This window comes from Variovorax nitratireducens, assembly GCF_051216545.1.
Lineage (GTDB): Bacteria > Pseudomonadota > Gammaproteobacteria > Burkholderiales > Burkholderiaceae_C > Variovorax.
In genome coordinates, this window is record NZ_JBPJZO010000002.1 from 690,974 (window position 1) to 717,348 (window position 26,375).

Consider the following 26,375-nt stretch of genomic DNA (forward strand, 5'->3'; position numbering starts at 1 on the left):
GCCATGAACCCCAGCTACACCCCCAGCGACGTCGAGTCGGCCGCCCAGGCCGACTGGCGTGCCGCAGACGCCTATCGCGTGACCGAAGACGCGGGCAGGAAGAAGTACTACGCCTGCTCGATGCTGCCCTACCCCAGCGGCCGGCTGCACATGGGCCATGTGCGCAACTACACCATCAACGACATGCTCACGCGCTACCTGCGCATGAGCGGCTACAACGTGCTGATGCCGATGGGCTGGGACGCCTTCGGCCTGCCGGCCGAAAACGCGGCGCTCAAGAACGGCGTGCCGCCGGCGAAGTGGACGTACGAGAACATCGCCACCATGAAGGGCCAGCTGCAGGCAATGGGCCTGGCGATCGACTGGAGCCGCGAGATCGCCACCTGCGACCCCGCCTACTACAAGTGGAACCAGTGGCTGTTCCTGAAGATGCTCGAGAAGGGTATTGCCTACCGCAAGACCCAGGTCGTCAACTGGGATCCGGTCGACCAGACCGTGCTGGCCAATGAGCAGGTGATCGACGGCAAGGGCTGGCGCACCGGCGCCACGGTCGAGCGGCGCGAGATTCCCGGCTACTACCTCAAGATCAGCGACTACGCCGAAGAATTGCTCGACCACACCCAGCACAAGCTGCCGGGCTGGCCCGAGCGCGTGAAGCTGATGCAGGAGAACTGGATCGGCAAATCGAGCGGCGTGCGCTTCGCGTTTCCGCACGACATCAAGGACGCCAGCGGCGCCCTGATCCAGGGCGGCCGCATGTACGTGTTCACCACGCGCGCCGACACGATCATGGGCGTGACCTTCTGCGCCGTTGCGCCCGAGCATCCGCTGGCCCTGCACGCTGCCCGGAACAACCCCAAGGTCGCAGCCTTCATCGAAGAATGCAAGAGCGGCGGCACCACCGAGGCCGAGCTCGCCACGCAGGAAAAAAAGGGCGTGCCCACGGGCCTCTTCGTGCAGCACCCGATCACCGACGAGCCGATCCCGGTCTGGGTCGGCAACTACGTGCTGATCGCCTACGGCGACGGCGCGGTGATGGGCGTGCCAGCGCACGACGAGCGCGACTTCGCGTTCGCCAACAAGTACGGCATCGAGATCATCCAGGTGGTGCTGGTCGACGATGCGCCGCGCTTCAACTATCACAAGTGGCAGGAGTGGTACGGCCTGAAAGACGAGTCCGGGCGCAGCGTGACCATCAATTCCGACGTGTTCAGCGGCATGCGCCACCAGGAAGCCGTGAACGCGGTGGCCCATGCGCTGCAGCTCAAAGGCCTGGGCGACAAGCAGGTCACCTGGCGCCTGCGCGACTGGGGGGTGAGCCGCCAGCGCTACTGGGGCACGCCGATCCCGATCATCCATTGCGACGAACATGGCGCCGTGCCGGTGCCCGAGAAGGACTTGCCGGTCGTGCTGCCGACCGACTGCGTGCCCGACGGTTCGGGCAACCCGCTCAACAAGCACGAAGGTTTTCACGCCGGCGTGGTCTGTCCGGTGTGCGGCAAGCCCGCGCGGCGCGAAACCGACACGATGGACACCTTCGTGGATTCGTCGTGGTACTTCATGCGCTACTGCGATCCGCAGAGCAGCAACGCGATGGTCGACGGCGGCGCGAAGTACTGGATGGCGATGGACCAGTACATCGGCGGCATCGAGCATGCAATCCTGCATTTGCTGTACGCCCGCTTCTGGACCAAGGTGATGCGCGACCTCGGCCTGGTCACCGTCGACGAGCCCTTCAGCAAGCTGCTGACGCAGGGCATGGTGCTCAACCACATCTACTACCGACGCGGCGACAAGGGCGGCAAGGAGTATTTCCCGCCGGCCGACGTGACCCCGGTGCTCGACGCGCAGGGCCGCATCGCCGGCGGCACGCTGGCCGACGGCAGCGCGGTCGAATACGGCGGCGTCGGCAAGATGGGCAAGACCGAGCGCAACGGCGTCGATCCTCAGGATCTGATCGAGAAGTACGGCGCCGACACCGCGCGGCTCTACACCATGTTCACCGCACCGCCCGAGGCCACGCTCGAATGGAACGATGCGGCGGTCGAAGGCAGCTACCGGTTCCTGCGCCGCGTGTGGAATTTCGGCGTTGCCATGAAGAGCATGGTGGTGCCGGCCGGCGGCGCGCGGGTTTTCGGCGCCAGCGCCAAGGCACTGCGGCACGAGGTGCACACCGTGCTGCGCCAGATCGACTACGACTACCAGCGCATGCAATACAACACGGTGGTGTCGGGCGCGATGAAGCTGCTCAACGCGGTCGAGGGCTTCAAGGCCCAGGCCGGCAACGTGGGCGACGCGGCGGCCGTGCGTGAGGGCTTCGGCATCCTGTTGCGTTGCCTCTATCCCGCCACGCCGCATATCGCGCACCAGCTCTGGCAGCAGCTCGGCTACGACGCCGACCATGGTCCATTGCTCGACGCGGCGTGGCCACAGGTCGACGCCGCGGCCCTCGAGCAGGACGAGATCGAACTCATGCTGCAGGTCAACGGCAAGCTGCGCGGCGCCGTGCGCGTGCCCTCGGGCGCCTCGAAGCAGGAGATCGAAAAGATGGCACTGGCCAGCGAAGATTTCGTCAAGTTCGCGCCCGGCGCGGTACCCAAGCGCGTGATCGTGGTGCCGGGCCGGCTTGTCAACGTGGTGATCGCATGAAACATACCCCCCCTCTTCGCGCACTTCCCGAAACGCACCGCCGTACTTTGTTGATTGCGGGCGCGCTGGCGTTGGCCGGTTGCGGCTTCGAGCTGCGCAAGGCGCCGGTTTTTGCCTTCAAGAGCATCGCGGTCAACGGCACCACGGCCGTCGTCAACCTGCTGCGGCGCAATCTGCGTTCGTCGAGCGCTGTGGTCGTGGTGCCGGCGGAAGAAGCGCAGACGGCGGAGGTGGTGTTCGACGTGCTGGGCGAGGATCGGGGCCAGCGCGTGGTTTCGACCAATTCGGCTGGCCAGGTGCGCGAGCTCGAACTGCAGCTGACCGTGCGCTACCGCCTGAGGACGCAAGCCGGCAAGGAGCTCATCAGTGCCGGCGAGATCCAGCAGCGGCGCGACATCACCTACAACGAGACCAACGCCCTCGCCAAAGAGGGCGAGCAGCAACTGCTGTACCGCGACATGCAGGGCGACATCGTCCAGCAGATCATGCGGCAGCTCGCGGCGGTCAAGTCGCTTTAGGGCGGTCCACCGCATGCAGCTCGCCGCAGCGCAACTCGCCGCCCACCTGCAAAAGGGCCTGCGTCCGCTCTACGCGGTGCATGGCGACGAGCCGCTGCTGGCGCAGGAAGCGGTCGATGCCATCCGCACCGTCGCGCGCACGCAGGGCTACACCGAGCGCAGTTCGTACACCGTGGCCGGCGCCCATTTCGACTGGAGCGCGGTGCTCGCTGCCGGCGGCTCGCTGAGCCTGTTCGCCGACAAGCAGATCGTCGAGATCCGCATTCCCTCGGGCAAGCCCGGCAAGGACGGCAGCGTCGCGCTGCAGCAGCTCGCGCAGGCGGCCGACGGCAACGACAGCACGCTCGTGCTGGTGCTGCTGCCCCGGCTCGACAAGATGACACGCACCGGCGCCTGGTTCACCGCGCTCGAATCGCACGGCGTCACGCTGCAGGTGGATCCGGTCGAACGCGCGGCGTTGCCGCAGTGGATCGCCCAGCGCCTCGGCCTGCAGGGGCAGCGCGTGAGAGCCGGGGAAGAAGGCCAACGCACCTTGCAGTTCTTTGCGGATCGTGTCGAGGGCAACCTGCTCGCCGCGCACCAGGAAATCCAGAAGCTCGCGCTGCTGCATCCGGCCGGCGAGCTGACGTGGGAGCAGGTCGAAAGCGCGGTGCAGAACGTCGCGCGCTACGACGTGTTCAAGCTCGGCGAGGCGGTGCTGGCCGGCAACCCGCAGCGCGTGGCGCGCATGCTCGAAGGTCTGCAGGCCGAGGGCGAGGCCGAGGTGCTGGTGCACTACACGCTGGCCGAAGACATTCGCGCCCTCAAGCGCGTGAAGGACGCGATGGCGGCCGGCCGGCCATTGCCCATGGCTCTAAGGGAGAACCGCATCTGGGGCAACAAGGAGCGTGCCTTCGAGCGCGTGCTGCCACGCCTGGACGACCGCATGCTCGCGCGTCTGCTGCGTTCCGCGCATGTGGTCGATGGCATCGTCAAGGGCCTGAAGCAGCCTGACTGGCCGGCCAATGGCTGGCAGGCGCTGCAGCGGCTGGCGCTGATGCTGTGTCGCGCCTGCATGGCCGCACCGGAGAGTGGGAAAATGCGCGCATGAACGCGTTCAATGTCAACGAGCACATGCAGGCCCTCGGCTTGCAGGCCAAAGCGGCCGCAGCGCAGATGGCGCGGGCGGATGCTGCCATCAAGGTCAGGGCGCTGAAGGCGCTCGCACGGCGCCTGCGCGAGGCCGGCCCGGAACTGGGCGAAGCCAACGCGCGCGACATCGAGCGCGCCACTGCAGCCGGTCTGCCGGCGCCGATGGTGGATCGCCTGAAGCTCACGCCAAAAGTGCTGGCCACCGTGGCCGAGGGTTGCGAGCAGCTTGCCGCCATGCCCGACGTGATCGGCGAAATCATCGGCATGAAGCAACAGCCCAGCGGCATCCGCGTGGGCCAGATGCGCGTGCCGATCGGTGTGTTCGGCATGATCTTCGAAAGCCGGCCCAACGTGACGATCGAGGCGGCCAGCCTCGCGATCAAGAGCGGCAACGCGGCGATCCTGCGCGGCGGCTCGGAGGCGATCGAATCGAACAAGGCACTCGCGCTGCTGGTGGCCGACGCGCTGGCCGAAGCCGGCCTGCCGGTGGAAGCGGTGCAACTGGTGCAGACCACCGACCGCGAAGCCGTGGGGCGGTTGATTGCCATGCCGGAGTACGTCGACGTGATCATTCCGCGCGGCGGCAAGGGCCTGATCGAGCGCATCAGCCGCGAGGCGAAGGTGCCAGTGATCAAGCACCTCGATGGCAACTGCCACGTGTACGTCGACGACACCGCCGAGCTCGGCATGGCGCGCAAGATCGTCGACAACGCCAAGACCCAGAAGTACAGCCCCTGCAATGCGGCCGAAGGCCTGTTGGTGGCCCAAAGCGTGGCTGCGGCTTTTCTGCCGCAGATCGGCGCGGTGTTCGCGGCCAAGGGCGTGGAAATGCGCTGCGACGCCGCAGCCGGCGCGATCCTGCGCGGCGCCGGGCTGCCGGCGGTCGACGCGGTCGAGTCGGACTGGTCGGAGGAATACCTGGCCGCCGTGATCAGCATCAAGGTGGTGGCGGGGGTGGACGAGGCGATCGCGCACATCAACCACTATTCGAGCCACCACACCGACGCGATCGTCACGCGCGACCATGTCAACGCCCAGCGCTTCCTGCGCGAGGTTGATTCGGCCAGCGTCATGGTGAATGCGAGCACGCGCTTCGCCGATGGCTTCGAATTCGGCCTGGGCGCCGAAATCGGCATCAGCACCGACAAGTTCCATGCGCGCGGCCCGGTCGGCATCGAGGGGCTCACCTCCCTCAAATACGTCGTGCTGGGCGCCGGCGAAATCAGGACCTGAGTCCACGGCCGAGCGAGGCTTTTCCAGAAACACCGCGGAACCGGCTTTGCCGGGCCGCTGGTGTTGCCCCCGGCAGGGGGTGGGAGGCGCGACACGCAGTGCGCGACGACCTGGGGGCGAGCTTTCATGTGCCGAGCTTTTAATCCAGGCGAGCGGCCCCAAATCCTACAATCCCGCTCCAGCTTCCAGTACAAGTCCAACAAGGCCGCCGCATGGTTCCGCATCTCGTCACCGCCCTGACCGGCCCGATCAACGAGCTCGAGCAACGCGTGCTCGACTCCATGCCGGCCATCGAGCGCTGGTTCCGGCTCGAATGGATGGAGCACACCCCGCCGTTCTACACCTCGGTCGACGTGCGAAATGCCGGCTTCAAATTGGCCCCGGTCGACACCAACCTCTTCCCGCGCGGCTGGAACAATCTGACCCAGGAAATGCTGCCGCTGGCCGTGCAGGCGGCCCAGGCGGCCATCGAGAAGATTTGCCCGGAGGCGCGCAATTTGCTCGTAATTCCGGAAAACCACTCCAAAAACACTTTTTATCTCGCGAACGTCGCGCAACTGGTGCACATCTTCCAGATGGCAGGGCTCAACGTCCGGGTCGGTTCGATCGATCCGGCGATCAAGTCGCCGAAAAAGATCGAGCTGCCGAACGGCGCCACCGTGTGCCTGGAGCCCGTGGTACGCAGCAAGCGGCGCCTGGGCCTGAAGAATTTCGACCCCTGCACCATCCTGCTCAACAACGATCTCTCGGCCGGCATTCCGGGCATCCTGGAAGACCTGCACGAGCAGTACCTGCTGCCGCCGCTGCATGCCGGCTGGCCGATGCGGCGCATGAGCAACCATTTCCACAGTTACGAGGAGCTGTCCAAGCGCTTCGGTAAGCTGCTGGGCATCGACCCCTGGCTGATCAACCCGATGTATGCCAAGGCCGACAACGTCAACTTTGCCGCCGGCCAGGGCATGGACGTGCTGACCAGCCATGTCGACACGGTGCTGACCAAGGTGCGGCGCAAGTACAAGGAATACGGCATCAACGAAAAGCCGTTCGTCATCGTCAAGCCCGACAACGGCGCCGCCGGCATGGGCGTGCTGACGATCCGCGACGTGAAGGATCTCGACGCGCTCGACGCAAAAACCCGCGCCATGATGAGCCCCAATGCGGATCTGCAGCCGGTGATCGTGCAGGAAGGCGTGCTCACCAACGAGCGCGTGCACGACGGCGTGGCCGAACCCGTGGTCTACATGATGGATCGCTACGTGGTCGGCGGCTTCTACCGCGTGCATGCCGGGCGCAGTCCCGACGAGAGCCTGGTGTCGCCCGGTGCGAGCTTCGTGCCCTTGGCCTTCTCGGAGAGTGCGCACTTACCGCAGCCGGGCGCCAAGCCAGGCGCGAGTGCGCCGAACCGGTTCTACATGTACGGCGTGGTCGGCCGGCTTGCGATGGCTGCGGCCAGCTACGAGCTCGAAGCGACCGATCCGGACGCCGAAGTCTACGAGTGACGCCGTGGGGCCACAGCGCCCCTTGCGGCGGCCTCCGGCGGCGTCAAAATAGCGGCCCCACACCAAAACGGAAAAAAAGGGCGGAGGGTTGAGCGCGGCGGCCGCAGGCGGCCCCGCCGTGCCCGTGCGACACGTCGCTCCGCCCCTTCCAGCGACCTCGTGTCAGCCCCCAAAAACTCCTCTGCCGCGTTGATCCTCGCGGCCATCGGCGTCGTCTACGGCGATATCGGCACCAGCGTGCTCTATGCGGTGAAGGAGGTGTTCGGCCACGGCCATGTGCCGTTCACCGTCGAGAACGTCTACGGCATCCTGTCGATGTTCTTCTGGACGCTCACGGTCATCGTCTCGCTCAAGTACGTGGTGCTCGTGCTGCGCGCCGACAACGAAGGCGAGGGTGGGCTGGTGGCCATGCTCGCGCTGGCCTCCCGCGCCGTGCACGACAAGCCGCGGCTGCGCAGGGTGTTGTTGATCGTCGGCATCTTTGGCACCTCGCTGTTCTACGGCGACGGCGTCATCACGCCGGCCATCTCGGTGCTCTCGGCGGTCGAGGGTCTGGAAGTGGTGTCGCCGCAGTTCAAGCATTACGTGATCCCGATCACGCTGGTGGTCCTGTTCTGCCTGTTCGTCGTGCAGAAACGCGGCACTGCCGGCATTGGCCGCTTCTTCGGCCCGGTCACGCTGGTCTGGTTCGCGGTGATCGCGGTGCTCGGCGTGCACCAGATCCTCACTCACCCCGAAATCCTTAAGGCGTTGAGTCCGCACTACGCGCTCATGTTCATGTGGGGCAACCCGGTCACGAGCTTCATCGTGCTCGGCGCCACCGTGCTGTGCGTGACCGGTGCCGAAGCGCTGTACGCCGACCTCGGCCACTTCGGCAAGGGGCCGATCCGCATCGCATGGTTCTCGGTCGTGATGCCGGCCCTCACGCTCAATTATTTCGGCCAGGGCGCGCTGCTGCTGGAGAACCCCGAAGCGGTGAAGAACCCGTTCTTCATGATGGCGCCCGAATGGGCGCTGATCCCGCTGGTCATTCTGGCCACGGGCGCCACGGTGATCGCGTCGCAGGCGCTGATCACAGGTGCGTTCAGCGTCACGCGCCAGGTGATCCAGCTGGGCTACCTGCCGCGGCTCAACATCGAGCACACCAGCGTGCGCACTGCAGGGCAGATCTACATTCCGTTCGTCAACTGGGGCTTGTTCGTCGCGATCGTGCTGGCGGTGGTGACGTTCCGCTCCTCCAGCAGCCTGGCCGCGGCCTACGGCATCGCCGTGACCACCGACATGCTGATCACCACCGTGCTCACGTTCTTCGTGATCCGTTTCGCGTGGAAGCTGCCGCTGGCGCTGTGCATCGGCGCGACCGCGGTGTTCTTCGTGGTCGACTTCTTGTTCTTCGCGTCGAACCTGCTCAAGCTGTTTGAAGGCGGCTGGTTCCCGCTGCTGATCGGCGGCGCGGTTTTCACCCTGATGATCACCTGGAAGGAAGGCCGCCGCCTGATGGGCGAAGTGCAGCGCGCCGACGCGATCGACTTGCGCAGCTTTCTCGACGCGGTGTTCGTGAGCCCGCCCGCGCGCGTCGACGGCACTGCCGTGTTCCTGACCGCCGAGCCCGGCACCGTGCCCAATGCATTGCTGCACAACCTCAAGCACAACAAGGTACTGCACGAGCAGAACATGTTCGTCACCGTGCGCAACCACGAGGTGCCCTGGATCCCGATGGACAAGCGCATCGAGATCGAGCCGCTCGGCCACCATTGCTGGCAGGTGGTGGTGCACTATGGCTTCAAGAACGACATCGATCTGCCGCGGGCGCTCGAGAACGCCCGCATGCGGGGCTGCCAGCTGGAGCCGATGACGACCAGCTACTTCCTGTCGCGCGACGTCGTGATCCCGACGCTCGGCAGCGGCATGGCACCGTGGCGCGAGAAGCTGTTCGCGCAGATGCACCACAACGCGAGTGGTGCGGCAGACTTTCTGGGGCTGCCGAACAATGCGGTGGTGGAGCTGGGCTCAAAGATCGAGATCTAGAACGCGTCGGGCCGTTCGGTCGCCAGACGTTCCATGTGGCGGCAGATTTCGCCAGGCGTGGTGAACCAGATCTCGCCGCGGTCGCGTGCGGCGGCAAAGGCTTCGAGCACGGGCCGAAGATGCCGCAAGCGGTACGGTTGCCCGACGATGTACGGGTGCAGCGCCAGGCCCATAACGAGCGGCTGGCGCGCGGCCTGCTGCCGCATTTCGTCGAAGTTGTCGCGCACCATGACGCAGAAATCCTTCGCGTCCATCTGCCGCGCCACGATCATCGGAATGTCGTTCAACTCCTGCGGGTAAGGCACGGCCCACAACGGTTGCCCGCTGCGCGTGCGCATGCGGGTCGGCTGGTCGTCATGGCACCAGTTGAGCGTGTAGCGGTAGCCGGTCTCGGCCAGCAGATCGGGCGTCGCATGGCTTTCCGAGATCCAGGGCGACAGCCAGCCGGTGGGCGCGGCGCCGCTCGCGGCCTCGATGCGTTCGGCGCAGCGAAGCAGCAGCGCGCGTTCACCGGCTTCATCGAACTCGGACTGCCGCTCGGCATTGCTGTGGCCATGGCCGATCAACTCGTCGCCGCGCGCCGCGCAGGCCGCGACCAGCTCGGGGCAATGGTCGTAGAGCGCGGTGTTGATCAGGGCACCGGTCGATAACCCGAGTTGGTCGAACAGCTCAAGGCAACGCCAGGCACCGACCCGGTTGCCGTACTCGCGCCAGCCATGGTTGAGCACATCGGGTTCGGCCGAAGGCGGCCCGATGCGCGCACCGAGCCCGTCGCCGAACGCGAAGTGCTCGAGGTTGAAGCCGAGGTACAGCGCCAGCCGTGCGCCGTTCGGCCAGACGTAGTCGGGTCTTTGCGTGATCGGGGCGTAGTCGAAGCGTCCGTGGTGAGGCAGCAGGTGAGGCCAGCGTTCGGTCATGCCGCGGAGTGTGCAAGACATGTGCCTTGCCGCCAACGTGGTTCGGATCGCGCGGGCACAATCGCGCGATGCGTTTTTTCAAGGATCTGAGCCTGTCGGCTTTCACCGCGGGCTTTGTCGCGGTGCTGGTGGGCTTCACCAGTTCGGTCGCCATCGTGTTCCAGGCTGCACTGTCGTTCGGTGCCACGCCGGAACTCATCAGTTCATGGATGTGGGCATTGGGCCTCGGCATGGGGCTCGCCTCGGCACTGCCATCGCTGTGGTGGCGCAAGCCGGTGATGATCGCGTGGAGCACGCCGGGTGCCGCGGTGCTTGCGGTCGCGGGCGCCGGCTACAGCATGGGCGAAGCGGTCGGGGCCTTCATCGTCTGCGCGGTGCTGATCACCATCGCCGGCGCCACCGGCTGGTTCGAGCGCGTCATGAACCGGATTCCGATGGCGATCGCCTCCGCACTGCTGGCCGGCGTGCTCGCGCGCTTCGGCCTGCAGGCTTTCATTGCGGCGCAGACCGCGCTGCCGCTGGTGCTGCTGATGCTGGCCACCTACCTGCTGGCCAGGCGCTTCATGCCGCGCTATGCGGTGCCGCTCACCTTGCTGGCCGCGATCGCGTTTGTCGCGGTGCGCGGCGAGCTGGCCTGGGGCGGCGTGCACTTTCATCTGGCGATGCCGGTGTTCACGATGCCGGTCTTCACCTGGCAGGCCGCCGTGAGCCTGGCGCTGCCCTTGTTCGTGGTGACCATGGCCTCGCAGAACCTGCCCGGCGTGGCGGCGATCCGCGCGGCCGGGTACGACCTGCCGGTCAGCAAGCTCATCACGATCAGCGGGCTGGCCACGCTGGTGCTCGCGCCGTTCGGCGCGTTTGCCCTCAACCTCAGCGCCATCACGGCCGCGATCTGCATGGGGCGCGAGGCGCACGACGATCCGGCGCGGCGCTACACCGCGGCCGTGAGCTGCGGTGCGATCTATGTCGTCATCGGCTTGTTCGGCGCGGCCGTCACGGGCTTGCTGACGGCGTTTCCCAAAGAGCTGGTCGCGGCCATCGCCGGACTCGCGTTGCTTGGCACCATCGGCGGCGGGCTCGCCGCGGCGGTGCGCGACGAGTCGCACCGCGAAGCCGCGCTCATCACCTTCCTGGTTACGCTCTCGGGCGTGACGCTGGCCGGCATCGGCTCGGCCTTCTGGGGCGTGGTGGCCGGGGCCGTGGCGCTGGCCGTACAGCAACTCGGACGAAAGGCCGCGCCCGGCAAGGACATCGCGCCTGCGGGCAAGATCAGACAAGAAGCCCAAGCGGCTACCGGAAAGACAACCCCGTGAACATCCTCTTCGTTGCCGACCCGCTCGAGCAATTCAAGGTCTACAAGGACACCACCTTCTCGATGATGCGCGAGGCGCAGCGCCGTGGCCACAGCATCTCGGCCTGCGAGCCGCGCGACATGGGCTGGCAGACCGGCCAGCCGGTGACGGCCACGGTGCGCGACATCACACTCACCGGGCACAAGGACGACTGGTTCACCGAGACGCCGCGCCGCAGCGCGCCGCTGCACGGCTTCGACGCGATCCTGATGCGCAAGGATCCGCCATTCGACGCCGAATACATCTACGCGACGCACCTGCTCGGCCAGGCCGAGCGCGAGGGCGCCAGGGTGTTCAACAAGCCGGCGTCGTTGCGCGAGCATCCGGAAAAGCTCGCGGTGATGGAGTTCCAGCAGTTCACCAGCCCGACGCTGGTGACGCGCGACCCGGCCGCGGTGCGCGCCTTCCACGCCGAGCACAAGGACATCATCCTGAAGCCGCTCGACGGCATGGGCGGCATGGGCATCTTCCGCGTGCGCGAAGACGCGCTGAACCTCGGCTCGATCACCGAGACGCTCAACAAGGACGGCGCCGAGACCATCATGGTGCAGCGCTTCGTGCCCGAGATCGCGGCCGGCGACAAGCGCATCCTGATCATCGCGGGCGAGCCGGTGCCGTTCGTGCTGGCGCGCATTCCGCAAGGCACCGAAGTGCGCGGCAACCTCGCGGCCGGCGGCAAGGGCGTGGCGCAGCCGCTCACGGCCCGAAACCGCGAGATCGCGGAAGCCGTGGGCCGCACGCTCGCGCCGCGCGGGCTGCTGTTGATCGGCCTCGACGTGATCGGCGACTACGTCACCGAGATCAACGTCACCAGCCCGACCTGCTTCCAGGAAATCACCGACCAGACCGGTTTCGATGTGCCGAAGCGCTTCATCGATGCGCTGGAGGCGGATCTGGTGGCCTGACCCCGCGCCGCGCGCGCAGCTTGCGCGCCCAGATCACGATGCCGGTGACCGACAGCATCGCCACCATCAGGCCCATCAGCGACATCAGGATGCGGCCCGGCAAACCCAGGATGCGGCCGCCGTGCAGCGGCAACTGCAACTGCGCGAAGACGTCGGCCGCGGTGCCGTGCCACGGCTGGTTGCTGCTGATCAGGTGGCCGTCGCGGCCGTCGATGTAGAGGTTCGACAGGCCCATGCCGTCGCTGTCGTCGTGCGTGGCATGGTCGAAGAACGACACGTTGTAGAAGCCGCCGCGCGCGTTGTAGAAGATGCCGCCGAAGGGTGTCGTCCAGCCGCGACGCCGCGCCTCCGCGTCGGCCAGCGCGATGGTTTCGCGGAAACCCAGCGTGGGCTCGATACGCGTGCCGAGCGGTGCCAGCGGCACCAGCGCCGACGGCCCCGGCGTGGTCTTCGACACCAGCGACAGCACCGGGTAGAACACTTCCTTGTTGAGGTTCAGCGAGAACGAGGTGAAGGCGATTACGATGATCAGCGGCCAGATCCACAGCCCGCCCGCGCGGTGCAGGTCGAAGTTGAGCTTGTAGCCGCCGGCGCGCCAGCGCACGGCCCACGACGGCTTCCAGCGTTCCCACCAGACGGGTGGCGTGCGGTGTTCGGGGTGCGCGGCCCGACGCTGCCGACGCGGCATCGTGAGGTAGATCGCCACGAAACTGTCGATCAGCCAGACCAGCGCCACGCTGCCCATGATCCACCAGCCGACGCGGTCGTTGCCCCACATCGCCGGCACGTGCAGCGTGTAGTGCAGCTTGCGCAGGAACGGCATCAGCGTCTCGGGCTTGAGCGAGATCGCAGTCGAGTCGCGCCGGCCGCGCACTTCGGCGCTGACCGGGTCGACGAACACCTGGTTGTAGCCGAGCTTGTAGGGCTTGCCGGTGGCCGGATCGGTGCGCGGCTGCACGAAGTAGCCGGCGGCGTGCCCTTCTTCGAAGCCGAGCGGCAGGTAGGCGACCCGCGCGCGCGGATCGTGCGCCTCCACGGCCGCCGCCAACTCGAGCGGATCGCGGAACGGGCCGCGCGACGGCGTGTCGTACAACTCGCTGTTGAGCCAGCCGTCGATCTCGTGATCCCACGAAATCACGGCGCCCGTGAGCCCCGAGACGATCAGGAACAACGCGACCGCCAAGCCGAGCCAGCGGTGCACGACCGTCCAGAAACCTCGCATCAGAAATCGATGGTGCCGCTCAAGGCAAATGTGCGCGGCGCGCCCATCATCAGGTAGTTGGAGCCCTGGGTGCCGCCGACCGATGCCCAGTACGACTTGTTGAACAGGTTGTCGATGCGCGCGCGGATCGTCAGTGCGCGGCCGTTGCCGATGTCGACCAGGTAGCGCGCGCCCAGATCGAATCGCGTCCAGGCCGGCACCTGCTGCGTGTTGGTCGCGTTGGCGTACTGCTTGCCGGTTTGCACCACGCGCGCGTTGAGCGCAAGGCCGCGCACGCCCGGCACATCCCATTCGGCACCGAGGTTGAACTGCTGCTTCGGCACGCCGATCACATCGTTGCCGTCGGTCGCGCCGCCTTGCGTGCGGCGCTGTTCGGCGTCGAGCAGGGTCAGGCCGCCCAGAAGACGCAGGCCCTTGACCGCCTCGCCGTAGACCGAGAACTCGAGACCGCGGTTGCGTTGCTCGCCGTTCAGGCCGTAGGTCTGGCCCTGGTAGAAGTACTGCGGCTGGCTGGTCCTGAAGAACGCGGCGCTGGCGCCGATCGAGCCGCCGTCGTACTTGACGCCGACTTCCTTCTGCCTGGCCTGGTAGGGCGCGAACACTTCGCTGGCGTTGGTGACCGGCCGGTTGTTCACTGTGGTGCCCGCGACGCTGCCCTTCACCAGCCCTTCGATGTAGCTGCCGTAGACCGAGACGGCTGGCGTGATCTTGAACACCAGGCCCGCCACCGGCGTGGTGCGGCTCTTGTCGTAGCTGCTGGTTTCCCTGCCCGTGTTGTAGGCGAAGCTGGTCTGCTCGATGGTCTGGCGCCGCGCGCCGACGGTGAGCAGCACGCGGTCTTGCAGGAACGACATGGTGTCTGCCACGGCGACGCTGGAGGTCTTGATCCTGTCGGTGAGCCCGGGGTCGCTCAGCGCGTTGCCGACGAACCCGCCGGTGCCGTTTGCGATCGGATAGAGCGATGCATACGGCAGGTAGATGTTGTTGCGCACGCTGCCCGACGAGATCGCATAGGCGTTGAAGCGGTCGTTGCTGAAGGTGGTGGCCGACGCCACCACCGTGTGGCCGACCGGACCGGTCTGGAACTTGCCGCGGATGCCGATCTCGCCGGTGTCGACCTTGTCTTCGCGCGTGTTGCTGAAGCGCGTGTTGCTGGTGGCGCCGAAGGCGTTGGTGAGGGTCGGGTTCGACAGCACGTTGTCCTCGGTGCTGCGGCGCAGGCCGCCGGCCGCCCAGGCGGTGATGTTGTCGGTGATGTCGACCTCGCCGCGCAGTGTCGCGAACTTGTCGCGCTCCTTGGAATACGTCCAGGGCTGCGCGAAATTCGCCTTGGCGTCGGGCGCCGAAGGAATCGGCAGCGTGGCGGAAGGCGTCACGCTCGGGCGGCCTTCGCGCAGTTCGTAGTCCTGGTAGCCGACGTCGGCCGACACCCGCACGTTGCGGTTGCGCCAGTCGAAGCCGACGCCGAGCGCGCCCAGTTCCTGCTTCTCGCCGCTGACGCCGGTGCCGCCGTCGCGTCGCACTGCGTTGACGCGGATGCCGGTGCTGTCGTCGGGCCCGAAGCGGCGCGCGATGTCGGCGTTCACATAGCCCTGGCCGCCGGTTTGCGCACCGAAGCCGAGGCGCGTCAACGGCTCGTTGGGTGCGCGCTTGGGCAACAGGTTGATCGAGCCGCCGATGCCGCTGCCGAAGGGCGCCGCGCCGTTCAGGAACGTGTTGGCACCGCGGAACACCTCGACGCGCTCGAAGAATTCCGACGCGATGTACTGGCGCGGCAGCATGCCGTAGAGGCCGTTGTAGGCCACGTCGTCCGAGTACACGGGGAAGCCGCGCACCACGTACAGCTCCTGAAAGTTGCCGAAGCCGCGCGCCTGCCGCACCGACGGATCGTTCAGCAGCACGTCGGCCACGCTCTTCGCCTGCTGATCCTGGATCAGTTCGTTGGTGTAGCTGGTGCTGGAGAACGGCGTGCTCATGATGTCCTGGTTGCCCAGGATGCCGACCCGCCCGCCGCGCGCCACCTGACCGCCCGCGAACGGCTTGGTCAGGCCCTCGGCCGAGGCGTCGGCGCTGGCCTCCACGTTGATCGTGGCCAGCGTGCCGGCCGGCGGCACCGCGACAGCGTCTTGCGCCTGGGCCGCGAGGGAAGAAAGGGCCAGCAGCGTGGCGATCACGTGCGGCCGAAGGCGAAAGGAGGGAGCGGGCATGACGGTTACAGATACGAATGCAAATGAGAACCGTTATTATTAAACGATCAACGCCTGGCGGTGATGCGTTGTTGCGTCAGATCCACGCCGGACGCTGGCGCGTCAGACGCCTGCTGCCTTGTGGATCGCCACGCGGATGCGCGGGTAGGTGCCGCAGCGGCAGATGTTGCCGCTCATGGCCTGGTCGATCTCGGCGTCGCTGGGCTTCGGAATTTTCCGCAGCAGCGCACAGGCGCTCATGAGCTGCCCGCTTTGGCAATAGCCGCACTGCACCACGTCGACCTCCGTCCAGGCGGCGCGCAACGCGTCGGCTTCGCGGCCGGCCAGTCCTTCGATCGTGGTGATGTCCTTGCCGGCCGCGGCCGAAACCGGCGTGACGCAGCTGCGCGCCTGTTCGCCGTCGAGGTGCACGGTGCAGGCGCCGCACAGCGCCATGCCGCAGCCGAACTTCGTGCCGTTCAGGCCGAGCTCGCCGCGCAGCACCCACAGCAGCGGGGTGTCGGGCTCGGCCTTCACCTCGACGGCCTGGCCGTTGATCTTGAGCGTGGTCATGAATCGGGATCCAGTCAGGCGAGTTTGAGTGGAAGCGTGCGCAGGCGCTGGCCGGTGAGGGTGAACAGCGCATTGGCCACCGCCGGCGCGATCGGCGGCGTGCCGGGCTCGCCCACCCCTTCGGGGTGCGCGGTGCTCGGGATGATGTCGGTTTCGATCGCAGGGCAATCTTGCATGCGCAGCGGCGCGTAGTCGTGGAAGTTGCCCTGCACCACGCGGCCCTGCTCGATCGTGATCTCGCCGTGCAGCGCGGCCGACAGGCCGAACACGATGCCGCTTTCCATCTGCTGCCGCACCAGGTTCGGGTTGACCGCAAAGCCGCAGTCGATCACGCACACCACGCGGTGCACGCGGATCGCCTTGTCCGGCCCCACCGACACCTCGGCCACCTGTGCCACCGTGCTGCCGAAGCTGCGGTGCAGCGCCAGTCCGCGTGCCTTCTTCGCGCCATCGGGCGCTGGTGCCAGCGGCTGGGCCCAGCCCGACAGCGCGGCCACGCGCTGCAGCACGCGCTGGTGATCTGGCTTGTGCGCGAGCAGGGCGAGCCGAAAGGCCAGCGGATCCTTGCCCGCCGCGGCGGCGGCCTCGTCGATGAAGCTCTCGGTGAAAAAGGCCTGGTGCGAATGTCCGACCGAGCGCCAGAACCCCACCGGCACCGGGCTCTCGACCACCTCGTGCGCCACGCGCACGTTGGGGAACGCATAGGCGGTGTCGAAGCTGCCTTCTGCCGTTGTCTTGTCCGGCCCCAGGCCAGCGCTGCCCAGCACGCGTCCGACCAGTTGGTGCGTGATCGCCTGGCCGGCCGAGCGCGCATGCCAGGCCACTAGCTGGCCCTGCGCGTCGAAGCCGGCCTCGAAGCGCGCCACGCAGGCGGGCCGGTAGAAGTCGTGGCGCATGTCTTCTTCACGCGACCAGAAGGTTTGCACCGGCACGCCATCGGCTGCGCCCGCGATGGCTGCAGCCTGCGCGACGAAATCGGCCTCCGCGCGCCGGCCGAAGCCGCCGCCCAGGCAGGTCACGTTCACCTGCACGCGGTCGCTGTCGATGCCCAGCGCCCTGGCCGCACCGATGCGCGCGATGCCGGGCGCCTGCGTCGGCACCCAGACCGTCGCCGCCCCGTCCTTGAATTGCACGGTGCAGTTCATCGGCTCCATGGTGGCGTGCGCGAGAAAGGGCGCGCGGTATTCGGCGCCGATGCGTTTGGCTGCGCCCTGGAGCGCTGCGACCGCATCGCCGGCCGACTGGTAGGTGCCGCCCTGCGCGGAATTGAGCGTCTGCGCGAGCCGGTCGATGTCCACGCGGCTCGACAAGCCGGTGGCGGCGCCCCCGTCCCACACGATCTTGACCTGGCGCAGCGCCTGCATCGCATGCCAGGGCGTGTCGGCAATCACCGCCACCGCCGGGGCGCCGCCCATGCCGCCCGCGACCGGCACCACCTTGCGCACGCCGGGCAATGCCATGGCCGCCTGCGCATCGAAGCTTGCCAGCGTGCCGCCGATCACCGGGCACATCGCGACGGTCGCATAGAGCATGCCGGGCAGGCGTACGTCCATGCCGAACTGGGCGCTGCCGTCCAGCTTGCCGGCATTCTCGAAGCGGCGCACCGGCTGGCCCACCAGCTTGAACTGCGCCGGATCCTTGAGCTTCGGTTGTTCGGGCAACGGCATCTGCGCGGCGCGCACCGCCAGCTCGCCGAAGCTCGCGCTCCTGCCCGAGCCGTGCAGCACGCGCCCGGCCTCGGCGCGACATTCGGCGGCAGGCACTTTCCAGCTGTCGGCCGCCGCTGCGATGAGCATGGCGCGCGCCGACGCGCCGGCCTCGCGCATCGGCAGCCACTGATCCTTGATGCTGGTGGAGCCGCCCGTGACGATCAGCCCCGGGATCTTGCGTGCCGCCTTGCTGGCGAGCCAGCCCACCGCCCGCTTGACGTTCCCCTCGTCGTCGGGGTGGAAGGGCAGCCCGTCGACCAGTGCGGTCGCGTTGTTGTAGATCTTGTCGATCGAGGCGGGCGCCAGCCGGATCTGCGACCAGTCGGCATCGATCTCCTCGGCCAGCAGCATGGCCAGGCCCGTGTGCGTGCCCTGGCCCATCTCGGCCTGCGTCATCGTCACCGCAACCGTGTTGTCTGCGCCGATCCGCACCCACCCGTTGAGCGCGACCTGCCCCGGCGCCAGCGGTGCGGGCGTGGCCGGCATCAGGCGCGAATCCGGCGGCAGCACCGACCAGCCGACCGCCAGCGCACCTGCGGCAGCCGCGCCGCCGAGCAGGAAATACCGCCGCTTCACCATGTCAGGCCCCGACCGCGCGGCCATTGACGAACACCTTCAGTTCGCCCGCGCCAAATGGCGTCCAGGTCTCGTTAGTGGTCAGCGGCGTGGTCACCACCATCGCGACGCGGTCGTTCGGCGTGGTGTGTTTCGCGAAGTCGATGGCAAGGTCTTCGTCGGCCAGGTGCGCCAGCACGAAGGGATGCTGCCGTTCGATGTAGCAAAGGTGGGTCGATGCATGGGCCCAGAGCGCCTGGCCGTTCGAAAGCATGAAGTTGAAGGTGCCGTGCTTCGCGATCTGCGGTGCCAGTTCGCGCAGCGTGAGCGTCAGCTCCTCGATGCTCGGCACGCCCGCATGCGACTTGGCCAGCTCCTGCATGAGCCAGCAGAAGGCATGCTCGCTGTCGGTGTTGCCGACCGGATGGAAGTTGCCATGCAGCCGCGGCCGAAAGTCTTTCAGGTCGCCGTTGTGCGCAAACACCCAGTAGCGGCCCCACAGCTCGCGCACGAACGGGTGGCAGTTCTGCAGGTTGACCTGGCCTTGCGTGGCCTTGCGGATGTGGGCGACAACGTTGCGGCTCTTGATCGGGTAGCGCCGGATCAGCTCGGCCACCGGCGACTCGCAGGCCGGCTGGTGGTCGACGAAATGGCGCAGCCCGCGGTCTTCGAAGAAGGCGATGCCCCAGCCATCGGCGTGATGGTCGGTGCGGCCGCCGCGCTGGGCGAAGCCGGCAAAGCTGAAGGTCACGTCCGTGGGCGTGTTGCAGTTCATTCCGAGCAGTTGGCACATGGCGCTATTAAAGCGCGAGCGCCGACTGCCGCGGCGAACCCACCCCCGGCCCGCTCAGCGTACGAAGCGGCCTTCGGGCGTGACGCGCACCATTTCGATGAAGCGCGAACCGGTGGTGTTTCCGGTCGAGAAATCGATGTCCATGCCGGCCAGGCGCAACCTGAGCGCGCGCAGCGTCGCATGCAGGCGCGCGCGCGTCAGGTCGCGGCCGGTGCGCTTGATCGCCTCGATCATCACCAGCCCGTTCAGGTAGCCCTCGAAGCTGCCGTAGCCCACCGGCACCTGTGCGCGTTCCGCCAGGCGGCGGTAGTCGCGCGTCACGGCTTCCACTTCGCCCCAGGGGTAGGGCGTGACCTGCGAGATGGCCAGCCCGCCCGCCTGCAGCGGCACGACCTTGGCCGTGACCTCGCCCGAGACGACCGACATGCCATAGAACATCGGTTTGCTGCCGGCGGCGTACATGGCCTTGATCACCTCGCCGGTCACCGTGCCGGCCAGGTACATCAGAACGGCTTGGGGCTGGCTGTCGGCGAGCGTCTTGCCGGCGGCGGCGGAGGTTGAGCCGTCTGACTTCACCGCTACCACCGCGGTGGGCGTCAGCTTGTGGGTGGCCATGGCCGCCTCGATCAGCTTCACCGCCTCGAGGCCGCCGGGATTGTCCAGGTGGGCGATCGCGATCTTGTTCACGCTCACGGTCGTCAGGTGCTCGACCAGGGCCTGCGCCTCGCGTGCGTTACTGGCGCGCACGAAGTAGGCCGAACCCGCAACGCGTTCGCGCGCGCCGTCGCCCACGCCGTAGCCGCCGACGCTGGGGGCGCCGCTTTGCTGCAGCAGCTTCGCTGCAGCAGCCGTGGTGCCCGAGCCGACGCAGCCGAAGAATGCGAACACGCGATGGTCGTTCAGCAGCTTGCCGTAGTTTTCCACCGCTTTCTCGGGCTTCAACTCGTCGTCCAGCGCCACCAGCTTGATCTTGCGCCCACCCACGCCGCCTTGTTCGTTGGCAGCATCGAAGGCCAGCGAGGCGCCGTTGTGGAGAACCTTGATCTGCGAGCCGAGCGGCCCGCTCAGGACGGCCGAGCTGCCGAGCAGGATTTCGCTGTCGCTCACCCCCGCTTCGGCGGCGTGCACGGACGACAGCCGCGCAAGGCCTGTGGCGAAGACCGCAGTGGAGGCGAAAAAACTTCTGCGTTGCATGAAAGAGCCCAATCCGTCGAATTTGTTAACAGGTATTAACAATTGGAAACGAATGGCCCAGGCATTCCACTAAGGGATTACCCTATTCACTGTGAAGTCCTTCCGGGTTGGCGCAATTGCCAGGCCGCGCAGATGGCAATGGCGCACAGCGCGGCCAGCATCAGAAAAACCTCGTTGAAGGCTGCCAGCCGTGCGGCGCTCGTCAGCGGGTTGGCGAGCGAGTCGCCGTGGGCCGCCAGGCGCCATTCCAGCACGATGGCGCACAGGCTCACGCCCGCCGCGCCGCCGAGCATGCGCACGAAACTGATGGCACTGGCGCCTTGCGGAATCAGCGGCCTGGCCAGTGGCCGCATCGCGCCGAGGTTGAGCGAGGGCAGGATGAAACCCAGCCCGATGCGGCCAATGACGGCGAATGCGACCAGCAGCCAGATCGGGCTCTTCAGGTGCAGCACCAGCATCAGCGCGAACGAAAGCGCAAGCAGCGCCAGCCCGGTGCTGACCAGCATCCAGGTCGGCTGCCGGTCGGCGAGCCGCCCGACGCCCGCGATGGTGAAGGCCAGCACGATGCCGGCGGGCAGCATGATGGTGCCCACGTGGGAGGCCGACAGGTGCAGCGCCACCTGCATGTAGACCGGCAGCAGGTAGGTGGAGCCGAACAGCGCGGTGCCGTAGATGAAGGCCACGATGCTGCCCATCGCAAACTGGCGGTAGCCGAACAGCGCCATGTTCATCAACGGTGTGCCGCCGCCAGTCTCCAGCCGCTTTTGCCACCACACGAACACGGCCAGCGAAGCCAGCGCGCCGGCGAGCAGCAGCCCGGCCTGCAACGGCACGTCGCCGCGCAATTCGACCAGCCCGTTCAGCAGGCAAAGCGTGCCGACGGTGCCGAGCAGCAGGCCGCGCCAGTCGAGCCCGCCCTCGCGCGCCGCGGCGACGCCGCCCGGTGCCGTGGTCGGCACGAACTTGTACGCCAGCCAGAGCGAGGCCAGGCAGAACGGCACCACCATGAAGAAGATCGAGCGCCAGCCGAACAGGTCGACGAGCACGCCGCCGATGCTGGGGCCGATGGCCGGCGCCAGCACCACGCCCATGCCGAAGATGCCGCTGGCGCGGCCCTGCTCGTGCGGCTCGAAGGCGCGCAGGATGATGATGGCCGGAATCGGCTGCACCACGCCCGCCGCCAGCCCCTCGGCCACGCGCGCGAGCAGCACCAGCGAGAAGTTGTTGGACAGGCCGCCGGCCACGCCACCGGCCAGCAGGAGCAGCATCGTGCCGGCATAGGTGCGCCGGTAGCCGTACCGTCCGAGCAGCCACGGCGTGGTGAGCATCGAGACCGTCATCGCCACCATGAAGCCTGAGCTGACCCATTGCGCGCGCTCCTGGCCGAGCGCGAAATGCTGGCTCATGTCGGGAATCGCCACGTTGACGATGGTCGACGACATGATCGAGGCCATCGTGCCAACCATCACCGACAACAGCAGCAGCCAGCGGTAGCGCTCGCCGTAGCGCTCGCGCAGCACATGGAGTTGCGCCGAACCGGCACGGGGCGAGGCGGGAGGAGTGGCAGCGGGGTCGGTCATGGGGAGAGGGCAGCCAACTGCGGTGGGCCGTCCTACAAGGATATCGGTGTTTGTTTGGCCAGGCTCGCCGGCGGGCAGCCGTCACAATCAAAGCGCTGTCCGCATGCCGACCTTTCCATTTCAAGAAAACAAGACAACATGGATACCCGCAACGCATCCTGCACTGCAGACGTCGGCGCCGCCACCTCGCTGGCGGCGGATCTCACCGCGCCCACCGTGACGCGTGCCTACCAGTGCCAGTGCGGCCGGCCGGTCTTCCTCGGCAACAGCGAGTGCCTGGCCTGCCATACGCCGCTGGGCTTCGTGATCGAAAGCCTGGGCGTGGTGCCGCTGGCGCCATTGGCGTCGTCCGATGCCGCCGCGCCGCAACCGGGCGATGCAGACATCATTGACTCAGATGTGACGCTCGCCAGCTACACCGTGTTCGGCGACGGCAACGGCAGGCAGTACCACCGCTGCGCCAACTTCGTCACCGCGGCTGGTTGCAACTGGATGGTGCCGGCGCCGCGCGACGGCGACGATGCCGCCTTCACCACCGCCGGGCTGGCGCCGCGCTACTGCCTGTCGTGCAGTGCCACGCGCACCATTCCCGATCTCTCGCTGCAGGGCAATGGCGAGCTCTGGCGCAGGCTGGAGCAATCGAAGCGGCGCCTGATGTCGCAGTTGCTGGCGCTCGGCCTGCCCGTGGTCACGCGCCACGCCGACCCGGTGCACGGGCTGGCCTTCGATTTTCTGAGCAAGACGCCGGGCGGCCCGCATGTGCTCACGGGCCACGAAGAGGGCGTGATCACGCTCAACGCCGAGGAGGCCGAGGACGCGGTGCGCGAACGCATCCGCGCCGAAATGCGCGAGCCCTACCGCACGCTGGTCGGCCATTTCCGCCACGAGATCGGCCACTACTACTGGGACTTGCTGGTGCGCCCCACAGCGTGGCTCGACGACTTTCGTGCGCTGTTCGGCGACGAGCGCTTCGACTACGCGGGCGCGTTGCGCCAGCACTACGAGCAGGGCCCGCCACCGGACTGGCGGGTGCGCTATGTCACCAGCTATGCGAGCTCGCATCCATGGGAAGACTGGGCCGAGACCTGGGCGCACTACCTGCACATGGCCGACACGGCCGACACGGCCATGAGCTTCGGCGTCGACGCCAGCCGTGCCGAGTTGGCGAGCGACCTGTTCGAGCCGGCCGACCTGTGGCAACCCGAGCATCCCGATGCAATGAAGTTTCTGGACTTCCTGAATGGCTGGGTGCGGCTGACCAACGTCCTGAACGAGCTCTCGCGCAGCATGGGCCAGCCCGACTACTACCCGTTCGTGCTGCCACGCGCCGCGGTCGGCAAGCTGCAGTTCGTGCACCAGGTGATCACGCAGCAGCGTGAGCGGCAGCAACAGGCGCTTGCCCGGCCCGCCGGAACCATGGAAGCATCGCCCCGCACGGAGCCCGCGCAGTCGCAAAGCCAGGGCCAGCAGCAGGGCTTCGAGCCCATGGGACAACAGTTCCAGGAGCAGCGCTTCAACGTCGCCTGGTAGCCGTCAGGCGATTTGGAACGCCGGCAGTTTCTTCGCGACCGCGCGGTTCTGCAGCGTCACATACACCGGCAGCCCGTTGCGGTAAGCCGGGTAGTCCTCGCCCTCGATCAGCGGCGCCAGGTAGCGCCGGCAGGCGTCGGTGATGCCGAAGCCGTCTTGCGAAATGAAGTCGCGCGGCATCATCTTTTCGGCATTGGCCACCTGCGCCAGCGGCGCGCTGCCGATGCGGTACTGGTAGGGCACATCGGCAATCCGCTCGATGGTGGGCATCACGGCATTCGCGCCTTCCAGCGCCAGTTCGACGGCGCGCGCACCGAGCTCGTACGCCTGTTTCACATCGGTAGCCGACGCGATATGGCGCGCTGCGCGTTGCAGGTAGTCAGCCACGGCCCAGTGGAACTTGTGGCCGAGCGCCTCCTTGACCATGTTCGCCACCACCGGCGCTGCGCCGCCGAGCTGCGCATGGCCGAATGCATCGCGCGTGCCCTGCTCGGCCAGGAAGGTGCCGTCCGGGTGATGGCAGCCTTCGGACACCACCACACTGCAATAGCCGTGCTGTTTGACCAGCGCGTCGACGCGTGCCAGGAACTTCGTGCGGTCGAACTCGATTTCGGGGAACAGGATCACGACCGGAATGCCGTGGGCTTCAGCCAGCCCGCCCGCCGCCGCGATCCAGCCGGCGTGCCGGCCCATGACCTCGAGCACGAACACCTTGGTCGAGGTGGCCGCCATCGCGCGCACGTCGAGCGAGGCTTCGAGCGTGGACAACGCCACGTACTTCGCGACCGAACCGAAGCCGGGGCAGCAGTCGGTCAACGGCAGATCGTTGTCGATGGTCTTGGGCACATGGATCGCCTGCAGCGGATAGCCCAGCGACTGCGACAGCTGGCTCACCTTGAAGCACGTGTCGGCCGAGTCGCCCCCGCCGTTGTAGAAGAAGTAGCCGATGCCATGCGCCCTGAACACCTCGATGAGCCGCTCGTACTCGCGCCGGTTCTTCTCGAGCGACTTGAGCTTGTAGCGGCAGGAGCCGAACGCGCCCGAGGGCGTCGAGCGCAGCGCCGCAATGGCTTCGGCCGATTCCTGTGCGGTGTCGATCAACTCTTCGGCCAGCGCGCCGAGGATGCCGTTGCGCCCGGCGTAGACGGTGCCGATGCGGTCGGCATGGCGCCGCGCGGTTTCGATCACGCCGCAGGCCGAGGCATTGATCACGGCCGTGACGCCGCCAGATTGGGCATAGAAGGCGTTGGATGGGGTGGTCGTCATGGTGGGGTGGTTTCCGTGAGCTCTGCCGCTGCGGCGGCAACGCAGTTCGCGCAAATGCAGGCGAGCCCGCGCGCGTCGGCCGGCACGCGCGCGCGCAGGGCATCGGTGAAATTGGCCGACATGCACCAGCACGGCGGCTGCGCCACGCCGGTCTCACGCTCGATCTCCATCGCACAGACGTTGGCCGCACCGCAGAGCGGGCAGCGGCTGGGGTCGGGCGATGGCAGTGTGGTCAGCATGCCGCATTCTGATGCGTTCCGATCGCATCGGCGAGGGCTGCCACCGATCCGGCTTCGCCGGTCGGTCGGCAGCGCCCCCGGCAGGGGGTTGGCGAAGCGACACGAAGTGCGCGCAGCCTGGGGGCGAGCTTTATCGGCCGGGCAACCCCATCTGCCGCGTGATCACTTCCTTCATGATCTCGTTGGTGCCGCCGTAGATGCGCTGCACGCGGGCGTCCGCATAGGCGCGCGTGATCGGGTACTCCCACATGTAGCCGTAGCCGCCGTGCAGTTGCACGCACTCGTCCATCACCTTGCACTGCAGGTCGCTCGTCCAGTACTTGGCCATGCTGGCGGTGGCGGTGTCGAGCTTGTCCTGCATCAGCAGCTCGGTGCACTTGTCGACGAACACCTGCGCCACCTGCACCTCGGTCTGCAGCTCAGCCAGCTTGTAGCGCGTGTTCTGGTAGTTGCCCACGGGCTGGCCGAAGACTTTCCGGTCTTTCACGTAAGCCACCGTGGTGTCGATCGCCGCCTGCGAAGCGGCCACCGCGCTGATCGCGATCTGCAGGCGCTCCCATGGCAACTGCTCCATCAGGCAGATGAAGCCGCGGTTCTTCCACGCGTCGCCGCCGAGGATGTTGTCGGCCGGCACGTGCACGTCGTTGAAGAACAGCTCCGAGGTGTCCTGCGCCTTCAGGCCCAGCTTCTTCAGGCGCTTGCCTTTCTCGAAGCCCGGCATGCCGCGCTCGACCAGCAGGAGGCTGGTGCCCTTGGCGCCCGCACTCGGGTCGGTCTTGGCGACCACGATCACCAGGTCGGCATGCCAGCCGTTGGTGATGAAGGTCTTGCTGCCGTTCAGCAGGTAGCTGCCATCGGCCTGCCGGATGGCCGTGGTCTTGATGCCCTGCAGGTCGCTGCCCGCGGCCGGCTCGCTCATCGCGATCGCGCCGATCATCTCGCCGGTCGCGAGCCTGGGCAGGTAGTGCGCCTTCTGCGCATCGGTGCCGTAGCGCTCGATGTAGGGCGCCACGATCTCGCTGTGCAGCCCGAAACCGACGCCGGTGAAGCCGCGCGCCCACAGTTCCTCGAACTGGATCACCGAGTACAGCAGGTCGGCGCCGGCGCCGCCGTACTGCTCGGGCATGGCCATGCAGAGAAAGCCGTTCTCGCCGGCCTTGTTCCACACGGCGCGGTCGATGTAGCCCTGCTCCTCCCACGCATCGTGGAAAGGGGCGATCTCCTTGTCCATGAAGCGGCGGAACGAGTCGCGGAAGGCCTCGTGGTCGGCGCTGAAGAGGGTGCGTTCGATCATGG

At 67.2% G+C, this 26,375-nt stretch carries 20 protein-coding genes; 9 read left to right on the top strand and 11 right to left on the bottom strand.

What is annotated here, in order from left to right:
• Window positions 1-3: 3 nt before the first annotated feature.
• From leuS to ACSFA8_RS08615, 6 genes are all read left to right on the top strand, one after another.
• The gene (leuS, locus tag ACSFA8_RS08590) at window positions 4-2,649 is read left to right on the top strand and encodes a leucine--tRNA ligase (RefSeq protein WP_435479062.1); all 2,646 of its coding nucleotides are present in this window, start codon (window positions 4-6) and stop codon (window positions 2,647-2,649) included.
• Window positions 2,646-3,167: an LPS-assembly lipoprotein LptE gene (locus ACSFA8_RS08595; protein ID WP_435479063.1), complete on the top strand. Its 522-nt coding sequence runs from the start codon at window positions 2,646-2,648 to the stop codon at window positions 3,165-3,167. Before leuS ends, ACSFA8_RS08595 begins: the two co-directional genes overlap by 4 nt.
• Window positions 3,168-3,180: 13 nt before the next feature.
• Window positions 3,181-4,257: a DNA polymerase III subunit delta gene (gene holA, locus ACSFA8_RS08600; protein WP_435479064.1), complete on the top strand. Its 1,077-nt coding sequence runs from the start codon at window positions 3,181-3,183 to the stop codon at window positions 4,255-4,257.
• Complete coding sequence (locus ACSFA8_RS08605) at window positions 4,254-5,531, top strand: glutamate-5-semialdehyde dehydrogenase (protein ID WP_435479065.1); 1,278 nt, start codon at window positions 4,254-4,256, stop codon at window positions 5,529-5,531. The genes holA and ACSFA8_RS08605 overlap by 4 nt, the downstream gene beginning before the upstream one ends.
• A gap of 212 nt (window positions 5,532-5,743) precedes the next feature.
• Window positions 5,744-7,030 (top strand): glutamate--cysteine ligase, encoded by a 1,287-nt coding sequence (gshA, locus tag ACSFA8_RS08610; protein WP_435479066.1) that lies wholly within the window; start codon window positions 5,744-5,746, stop codon window positions 7,028-7,030.
• A 159-nt stretch (window positions 7,031-7,189) separates the two neighbouring features.
• Entirely contained in the window at window positions 7,190-9,058 is a 1,869-nt protein-coding gene (locus ACSFA8_RS08615) for a potassium transporter Kup (RefSeq protein WP_435479067.1), read from the top strand.
• On the opposite strand, the gene ACSFA8_RS08620 is transcribed toward ACSFA8_RS08615, so the two are convergent.
• Window positions 9,055-9,975 (bottom strand): polysaccharide deacetylase family protein, encoded by a 921-nt coding sequence (locus tag ACSFA8_RS08620; protein WP_435479068.1) that lies wholly within the window; start codon window positions 9,973-9,975, stop codon window positions 9,055-9,057. The genes ACSFA8_RS08615 and ACSFA8_RS08620 overlap by 4 nt on opposite strands.
• A gap of 68 nt (window positions 9,976-10,043) precedes the next feature.
• Here ACSFA8_RS08620 and ACSFA8_RS08625 point away from each other — a divergent pair, with 68 nt between their 5' ends.
• The gene (locus ACSFA8_RS08625) at window positions 10,044-11,288 is read left to right on the top strand and encodes a benzoate/H(+) symporter BenE family transporter (RefSeq protein ID WP_435479069.1); all 1,245 of its coding nucleotides are present in this window, start codon (window positions 10,044-10,046) and stop codon (window positions 11,286-11,288) included.
• Complete coding sequence (gene gshB, locus ACSFA8_RS08630; RefSeq protein ID WP_435479070.1) at window positions 11,285-12,232, top strand: glutathione synthase; 948 nt, start codon at window positions 11,285-11,287, stop codon at window positions 12,230-12,232. Before ACSFA8_RS08625 ends, gshB begins: the two co-directional genes overlap by 4 nt.
• On the opposite strand, the gene ACSFA8_RS08635 is transcribed toward gshB, so the two are convergent.
• From ACSFA8_RS08635 to ACSFA8_RS08665, 7 genes are all read right to left on the bottom strand, one after another.
• Entirely contained in the window at window positions 12,198-13,454 is a 1,257-nt protein-coding gene (locus ACSFA8_RS08635; RefSeq protein ID WP_435479071.1) for a PepSY-associated TM helix domain-containing protein, read from the bottom strand. The genes gshB and ACSFA8_RS08635 overlap by 35 nt on opposite strands.
• Window positions 13,454-15,661, bottom strand: coding sequence for a TonB-dependent receptor (locus tag ACSFA8_RS08640; protein WP_435479072.1), 2,208 nt, complete (start codon window positions 15,659-15,661; stop codon window positions 13,454-13,456). The genes ACSFA8_RS08635 and ACSFA8_RS08640 overlap by 1 nt, the downstream gene beginning before the upstream one ends.
• A 102-nt stretch (window positions 15,662-15,763) precedes the next feature.
• Window positions 15,764-16,213: a (2Fe-2S)-binding protein gene (locus ACSFA8_RS08645; RefSeq protein WP_435479073.1), complete on the bottom strand. Its 450-nt coding sequence runs from the start codon at window positions 16,211-16,213 to the stop codon at window positions 15,764-15,766.
• Window positions 16,214-16,227: 14 nt separating this feature from the next.
• On the bottom strand, window positions 16,228-18,501 hold the full coding sequence (locus ACSFA8_RS08650) for a xanthine dehydrogenase family protein molybdopterin-binding subunit (RefSeq protein WP_435479217.1): 2,274 nt from the start codon (window positions 18,499-18,501) through the stop codon (window positions 16,228-16,230).
• Window position 18,502: 1 nt separating this feature from the next.
• The gene (locus tag ACSFA8_RS08655) at window positions 18,503-19,270 is read right to left on the bottom strand and encodes a class II glutamine amidotransferase (protein ID WP_435479074.1); all 768 of its coding nucleotides are present in this window, start codon (window positions 19,268-19,270) and stop codon (window positions 18,503-18,505) included.
• Window positions 19,271-19,324: 54 nt separating this feature from the next.
• Window positions 19,325-20,464, bottom strand: coding sequence for an ABC transporter substrate-binding protein (locus ACSFA8_RS08660; protein WP_435479075.1), 1,140 nt, complete (start codon window positions 20,462-20,464; stop codon window positions 19,325-19,327).
• A gap of 86 nt (window positions 20,465-20,550) precedes the next feature.
• Entirely contained in the window at window positions 20,551-22,044 is a 1,494-nt protein-coding gene (locus tag ACSFA8_RS08665) for an MFS transporter (RefSeq protein WP_435479076.1), read from the bottom strand.
• A 138-nt stretch (window positions 22,045-22,182) separates the two neighbouring features.
• Here ACSFA8_RS08665 and ACSFA8_RS08670 point away from each other — a divergent pair, with 138 nt between their 5' ends.
• Window positions 22,183-23,574 (top strand): zinc-binding metallopeptidase family protein, encoded by a 1,392-nt coding sequence (locus tag ACSFA8_RS08670; RefSeq protein ID WP_435479077.1) that lies wholly within the window; start codon window positions 22,183-22,185, stop codon window positions 23,572-23,574.
• 3 nt (window positions 23,575-23,577) lie between these two features.
• Here ACSFA8_RS08670 and ACSFA8_RS08675 read toward each other — a convergent pair whose 3' ends face one another.
• From ACSFA8_RS08675 to ACSFA8_RS08685, 3 genes are all read right to left on the bottom strand, one after another.
• Window positions 23,578-24,840 carry a 6-phosphofructokinase gene (locus ACSFA8_RS08675; RefSeq protein ID WP_435479078.1) on the bottom strand — a complete coding sequence of 421 codons (1,263 nt, stop codon included), beginning with the start codon at window positions 24,838-24,840 and terminating at the stop codon, window positions 23,578-23,580.
• Window positions 24,837-25,079, bottom strand: a complete 243-nt coding sequence (locus tag ACSFA8_RS08680; RefSeq protein ID WP_435479079.1) for a cysteine-rich CWC family protein — start codon at window positions 25,077-25,079, stop codon at window positions 24,837-24,839. Before ACSFA8_RS08680 ends, ACSFA8_RS08675 begins: the two co-directional genes overlap by 4 nt.
• A 130-nt stretch (window positions 25,080-25,209) precedes the next feature.
• Window positions 25,210-26,373: an acyl-CoA dehydrogenase family protein gene (locus tag ACSFA8_RS08685; RefSeq protein WP_435479080.1), complete on the bottom strand. Its 1,164-nt coding sequence runs from the start codon at window positions 26,371-26,373 to the stop codon at window positions 25,210-25,212.
• Window positions 26,374-26,375 lie beyond the last annotated feature (2 nt).